The following is a 6,015-nucleotide window of genomic DNA, read 5'->3' as shown; positions in this document are numbered from 1 at the left end:
GGAACGGACACTTCCTTCGGACCGCCTTCCAGCGGGCCCTCCGGGCGCTTCGTTCTTTCGTGTTTCCAGCTTACCAGATGTTTTCCGCTCCGTTTTCCGGAGTTTCATTCATCCGATTTCCCGAACTGGTCGGGCCGCTTTCCGCGACGGCCTCCACATTAGCGCATTTCGGTTGTCACCCGAAATTCACACTCGCCACGGTTGACGGGAACGCCAACAAACCCATGTCAATGGGTATCGAGGTGAGGGTGGGTCCTGCGGAGTGGGATGGCCGCATCAGCGACTCGTTCAACACTAGGCCACCCGGACGACATCGTCAAACACCGAGGGCGGGATCCGGCTGGATCCCGCCCTCGTATGTCGAAGCCGCAGCTCAGCGGCGTCGTGTTTCGGTCACACCGTAGCCGGAACCAGCTCCGCCGCCGCCAGGTTGCGCTTGCCGCGGCGCAGTACGAGCCAGCGACCGTGCAGCAGGTCGGCCTCGGCCGGCACCGCTTCCTCGTCCGTCACCTTGACGTTGTTGAGGTAGGCGCCGCCCTCCTTGACCGTGCGGCGGGCGGCCGAACGGCTCGGTGCGAGGCCGACGGCGACCAACAGGTCGACCACCGACTGGAGTTCGGCCACCTCGGCCTTCGGGACCTCGGCCAGGGCGGCGGCCAGGGTCGGCGCCTCCAGGTCGGCGAGGTCGCCCTGGCCGAACAGCGCCTTGGACGCGGCGACCGCGCGCTCGTACTGCTCGGCGCCGTGGACGAGGGTGGTGAGCTCCTCGGCGAGGGCTCGCTGGGCGAGGCGGGCGGCGGGGCGCTCGGTGGTCTCGCGCTCCAGCTCCTCGATCTCCTCCTTCGAGCGGAAGCTGAAGATCCGCAGGAAGTTGGGGACGTCCCGGTCGTCCGCGTTCAGCCAGAACTGGTAGAAGGCGTACGGGGTGGTCAGCTCGGGGTCGAGCCAGACCGTGCCGGACTCGGTCTTGCCGAACTTGGTGCCGTCGGCCTTGACGATCAGCGGCGTGGCCAGCGCGTGCACGGACTTGGCGTCGGCCTTGCGGATCAGGTCCGTGCCGGCGGTCAGGTTGCCCCACTGGTCACTGCCACCGGTCTGCAGGGTGCAGCCGTAGCGGCGGTTCAGCTCCAGGTAGTCCATGCCTTGCAGGATCTGGTAGCTGAACTCGGTGTAGCTGATACCCGCGTCGGAGTTGAGCCGTCGGGCGACGGCCTCCTTGGCGATCATGTTGTTGACGCGGAAGTACTTGCCCACGTCGCGCAGCAGGCTGATGGCCGACATCCCGGACGTCCAGTCCAGGTTGTTGACCATGCGCGCCGCGTAGGGGCCCTCGAAATCGAGGAAGCGCGAGATCTGGCCCCGCAGCCGCTCGACCCAGCCGGCCACCGTCTCGGGGTCGTTGAGGACGCGCTCGGCGGTGGGCTTCGGGTCACCGATGAGGCCCGTGGCCCCGCCGACCAGGCCGAGCGGGAGGTTTCCCGCCTGCTGGATGCGGCGCATGGTGAGGATCTGCACGAGGTTGCCGAGGTGCAGGCTGGGGGCCGTCGGGTCGAAGCCGCAATAGAACGTGACCGGGCCGTCCGCGAACGCCTTGCGCAGTGCGTCCTCGTCGGTGGACAGGGCGATCAGCCCCCGCCACCGCAGCTCGTCGACGATGTCCGTCACGGTCACGCTTCTCCTTCGATCGGGCGCCCGCCCGGTGGCGGCCCGTTCTCTCGGACCCCGGGTCGGTGCGACTCCAGCGTGGTAGAGCCTACGCGGTCGGGGCCAGCGGGTTTTCCCCGAGCGTCGTGCCGCAGTCCTCCCCCGGCCGCTCCGGCGCCTGCCCGATACCGGAAATTCCGTTGTTCGTCGGCTGTGGGCCCGTTCAGAGTGGTGTCACCGCCGTGCGGCGGCAGTGACGTGTGTGGAGACGGTCGTGCCGCCGTGGCACGCCCGCGGGAAGGGTGTGCCGAGTGCGCAACACGCTGGTTCTGAACGCGAGCTACGAGCCCCTGACGACGGTGTCGCTCCAGCGCGCCGTCGTCCTGGTGCTCCAGGACAAGGCGGTGGTGGAGCAGGCGCATCCGCTGCGCACGGTCCGGGGGACGGGCGTCAGCATCCCGGTGCCCCGGGTGATCAGGCTTCAGCGCTACGTGAGAGTGCCGTTCCGACAACAGGCGCCGTGGTCGCGGCGGGGTGTCCTGGCCCGGGACCAGCACCTGTGCGCGTACTGCGGGCGGCGGGCCACCACGGTGGACCACCTGCAGCCCAGGTCGCGCGGTGGGGAGGACAGCTGGTTGAACACCGTGGCCGCGTGCCCGGAGGACAACCAGCGCAAGGCGGACCGGACACCCGAACAGGCCGGGATGAGGCTGCTGCGCCGGCCGTTCGTGCCGACCCCGCAGGCCACCCTCATGCTGGCGCTCGGCCTGCGCGGCTCGGAGGCCCGGGAGCTGGCCGACTGGCTGCCGGCCGTGCCGGGCCAGCCCGCTCCGACAGCCGTCCCGGCCGCGTGAGCGCCGCCACGAGCCGCGCCCTACGGGGCCCGGGCTAACCCTTCGCCTGGTAGCCCGCCGCCGTGCCGTAGTTGGCCGAGTGCTCGGGCATCACGACCACCCGCCCGCCGCCGATCAGCACCCGCCCGGAGACCAGCAGCGAACCGGTGCCCTGGGGGAAGTTACCTCCGGTCGCCTCCTGGCCGCCGGCCAGCGGGAACCGGCTGAGGCGGGCGGGCTGGTCTCGGCGTTCGTCGGCGGCGAGCACGAGCGCGCCGCCGTCGACGCCGACCGCCCGGACGGTGCCCTTGGCGGCGGTCGGCGCCTTCCAGCGCTGCTTACCGGTGTCGAGGTCGTAACCGACCGCCGCGGCCGGTCCGCCGCCGTTCGCCGGGACGAGCGTGGTGACCATCGTGCGGTTCTGGAAGAACACCTCGGGCGTGGCCGAGAACGTGCCGTGGCCGACGTCCAGCCGGCCGCCGTCGCCGACCACCGGGATCTCGGCGGCCGGGTCCCCGCCCGCGCCCCAGGAGAACACCCGGTCGTCCTCCGGCTTCTCGCCCGTGGTGAGGACGACGGACGGCTCGGCGGACAGCACGGTCACCGTCTTCGGCCGGTTGTTCAGGCCGCGCCACCAACTGACCTTGCCGTCCGCCGTGTTCAGTGCGACGGCCTGGTCGGCGGGGGTCGAGTCGGCGCAGGAGGAGGCGACCAGCACGGTCTTGCCGGTCACGCCGCCGGACAGGGTGCAGAACTTGCCCTGACCGGTGTACTGCCAGACGTCCTTGCCGTCCGCGGACTCCCAGGCGACCGCCCGGTCGTCGCCGACCGCGATCACCTTGTCCTCGGTGACGCCGATCCGCGCGCCGTACGCGCCCTTGGCGTCCGAGACGGTCTTCGTCCACGCGGTCTTGCCGGTCTTGGTGTCCACGGCGGCGACCAGCGTGCACGGGCTCTTCGGGTCGGCCTGGGCCCGGAACAGCACCGCGCCCAGCCCCGCCTGGTTGACCCCCGCCGACAGCCCGCACGGGACGGCCCCGGCGGCCGGTGGCTCGACCGACCAGACGGGCTTGCCGGCCGCGAGGTCGTAGGCCCGCACGCCGGCGGCGTCGGCGCGGACCACCGCATCGGCCAGCAGCCAGCTGCCGACCAGCGTGTCGTCACCCGGCGACCCGGACGCGGCGGGCTGGGCGGACCACACCTTGGTGTGCGCGACGGCGAAACCGGGCTCCCCGCCGCTGCTCGCGGCCGCGCTGCCGCCGCCCTCGGCCCCGACCATCAGACCGGCCGCGACCAGCACGCCCAGCGCGGCCACCCCGGCGCCGGTGCGCACCAGCAGGGTCCGCCGGCTGGGCACGTGCTCGCCGGTGAGCACCGCCCCGGCGGCGGCGCGGGCCCTGGCCGAGAGCGAAGAGCCCGCCGTCGAGGAGCCTGCCTTCGGGGACCTGCCCCGACGGGCGGCAGCCCGCGACGGCGCGACGGGCACGGCCTCGGGCGTCGTGTCCGGCTCGGGCTCCGGCTCCGTGGACGGCTCCACCGGAACGGGCTCGGCGTCCTCGATGTGCACGTACCCGTCGGCCGAGTACTCCGCCCCCACCGGGACGTACAGCCCCTCCCCCGCAGGCTGCTCCGGGACGGCGTACGGCGCGTACTGCTGCTGCCCATGATCCGGGTACGGCTGGTACTGCTGGTACTGCCCCTCGGCGTAGCCGCCCTGGACGTAGCCGCCCTCGGCGTACCCGGTCTCGGCGTACCCAGCCTGGGCGTAGCCGGTCTGCCCGTACTGCGGGTCCTGTCCGTACTGCGCGTCCTGCCCGTCCTGGCGCGGGTCCTGTCCGTACGGCGAGCCCTGCCCGTACCCGCCCTGGCCGTAGCCCGCCGCCGTCTGCCAGTACTCCTGCTGCGGGTGGTCCTGCGGCTGCGGCTCCTGGTGCCCGCCGACCGGCCAGGCCTGCCGGCCCTGGGGGTACCACGGCTGCTGCTGGGCGTCTCCGAAGGGCTCCTGCGCCATCCGTTCCCGTCCCTCCCGAGCCGCCTGCCGATGCGGCAGTCAGCATCTCACGCCCGTTCGAGCGCGCCGCCCCGGCCTCGGGGGGTCGGGGAGGTCAGCCCGCGGACTCGGCCTTCAGCGCCTCGTCGATGCGGGCGGCCAGGGTGAAATCCAGGCCGGTCAGCCCGCCCGCGCTGTGGGTGGAGAGGACGAAGCGCAGGGTGCGCCAGCGGATGTCGACGTCGGGGTGGTGGCCGAGCGCCTCGGCCTGTTCGGCGACGGCGACGACCACCCGGATCGCCGCCGGGAAGTCGGGGGCGTCGGCCACGCGGACGATGCTGTCGCCCTCCCTGGTCCACCGCGGCAGTGCGGCCAGGGCCGCCGTGATCTCGTCCTCGCTCAGCCGTGCCCTGCTGCTCATCGAAGCTCTTCCGTTCGTCGTCTCGTCGTCCGGTCCGGCGTGCACTGCGAGGAACATACCGAGCCGGGGCCCTCCGCACCGGACGACACAGCCGCTGACGGGCAGCCCCCGGCGGGCGTCCCCCGACGGATGCTCAGCTCATCAGCTCAGCAGCAGTTTGGTGACCGCAGCGAGGCCGACCACCACGATGATCCCGCGCAGCGCGACCGGCGGCAGGCGGCGGCCGACCTTGGCGCCGAGCAGGCCGCCGACCAGCGAGCCCGCCGCGATCAGGCCGGCGGCCGCCCAGTTGACGGTGGAGGTGAACAGGAAGAACAGCGCGGCGACGCCGTTGACGACCATCGCCAGCGCGTTCTTCACGGCGTTGATCCGCTGCAGGTCCTCCTGGAGCAGCATGCCCATCAGCGCCAGCAGCAGGACGCCCTGCGCGGCGCCGAAGTAGCCGCCGTAGATGCCGGTGAGGAAGACGCCGACGAACAGCAGCAGGCCGCCGTCCGGGTCCCCGTCGGGGCGGCGGCGGGCGGCGACCGCCTTGGCGACCTTGGGCTGGATCACCACCAGGACGAGGGCGAGCAGGATCAGTACCGGGACGATCGCGTCGAAGGCGCCGTTCGGCAGTCTGATCAGCAGCAGCGCGCCGACCAGTCCGCCGAGCAGTGAGGCGGTGCCCAGGCGCAGCAGCCGGTGGCCCTGGCCGGCCAGCTCGCGGCGGTAGCCGATCACGCCGCTGAGCGAACCGGGCACCAGGCCGAAGGTGTTGGAGACGTTGGCGGTGACCGGCGGAATCCCGATGGCGAGCAGCACCGGGAACGTGATCAGCGTGCCGGAGCCGACGATCACGTTGATCATCCCGGCGCCGACGCCCGCCACCAGGACGGCGATGCCCTCCCAGAGCGTCATGGGTCACCTCTCCTCTCGGTCCTGTCCGGGGGGATCATGCCGGACGGCCCACCGGTCGGACCAGGGCCGCCCACGATTCGGGACACGCACCACCACGACCGCCACACGCCACGACCGCCACGACCGCCACACGCCGGGGGGGGGGGGGGGGGGGGGGGGGGGGGGGGGGGGGGGGGGGGGGGGGGGGGGGGGGGGGGGGGGGGGGGGGGGGGGGGGGGGGGGGGGGG

At 72.7% G+C, this 6,015-nt stretch carries 5 protein-coding genes; 1 reads left to right on the top strand and 4 read right to left on the bottom strand.

Translation table 11 applies throughout. From position 1 onward, the window contains the following. Positions 1 to 393: 393 nt before the first annotated feature. A complete protein-coding gene (gene tyrS, locus AC07BF_RS37460) occupies positions 394 to 1,665 on the bottom strand; it encodes a tyrosine--tRNA ligase (RefSeq protein WP_363633579.1) in 1,272 nt (423 codons plus the stop codon). 290 nt (positions 1,666 to 1,955) lie between these two features. Between tyrS and AC07BF_RS37455 the strand changes: the two genes are divergently transcribed. Next, the gene (locus AC07BF_RS37455) at positions 1,956 to 2,498 is read left to right on the top strand and encodes an HNH endonuclease (protein ID WP_063349641.1); all 543 of its coding nucleotides are present in this window, start codon (positions 1,956 to 1,958) and stop codon (positions 2,496 to 2,498) included. A gap of 34 nt (positions 2,499 to 2,532) precedes the next feature. On the opposite strand, the gene AC07BF_RS37450 is transcribed toward AC07BF_RS37455, so the two are convergent. From AC07BF_RS37450 to AC07BF_RS37440, 3 genes are all read right to left on the bottom strand, one after another. Next, a complete protein-coding gene (locus tag AC07BF_RS37450) occupies positions 2,533 to 4,488 on the bottom strand; it encodes an outer membrane protein assembly factor BamB family protein (RefSeq protein WP_478334584.1) in 1,956 nt (651 codons plus the stop codon). Positions 4,489 to 4,582: 94 nt separating this feature from the next. Beyond that, the gene (locus AC07BF_RS37445) at positions 4,583 to 4,888 is read right to left on the bottom strand and encodes a 4a-hydroxytetrahydrobiopterin dehydratase (RefSeq protein WP_400807605.1); all 306 of its coding nucleotides are present in this window, start codon (positions 4,886 to 4,888) and stop codon (positions 4,583 to 4,585) included. A gap of 141 nt (positions 4,889 to 5,029) precedes the next feature. Further along, on the bottom strand, positions 5,030 to 5,788 hold the full coding sequence (locus tag AC07BF_RS37440) for a sulfite exporter TauE/SafE family protein (RefSeq protein ID WP_363589448.1): 759 nt from the start codon (positions 5,786 to 5,788) through the stop codon (positions 5,030 to 5,032). Between the last annotated feature and the right edge of the window lie 227 nt (positions 5,789 to 6,015).

The sequence above is a fragment of the Kitasatospora sp. NPDC043950 genome (assembly GCF_056435345.1).
This window is presented reverse-complemented; position numbering and strand designations above follow the sequence as displayed.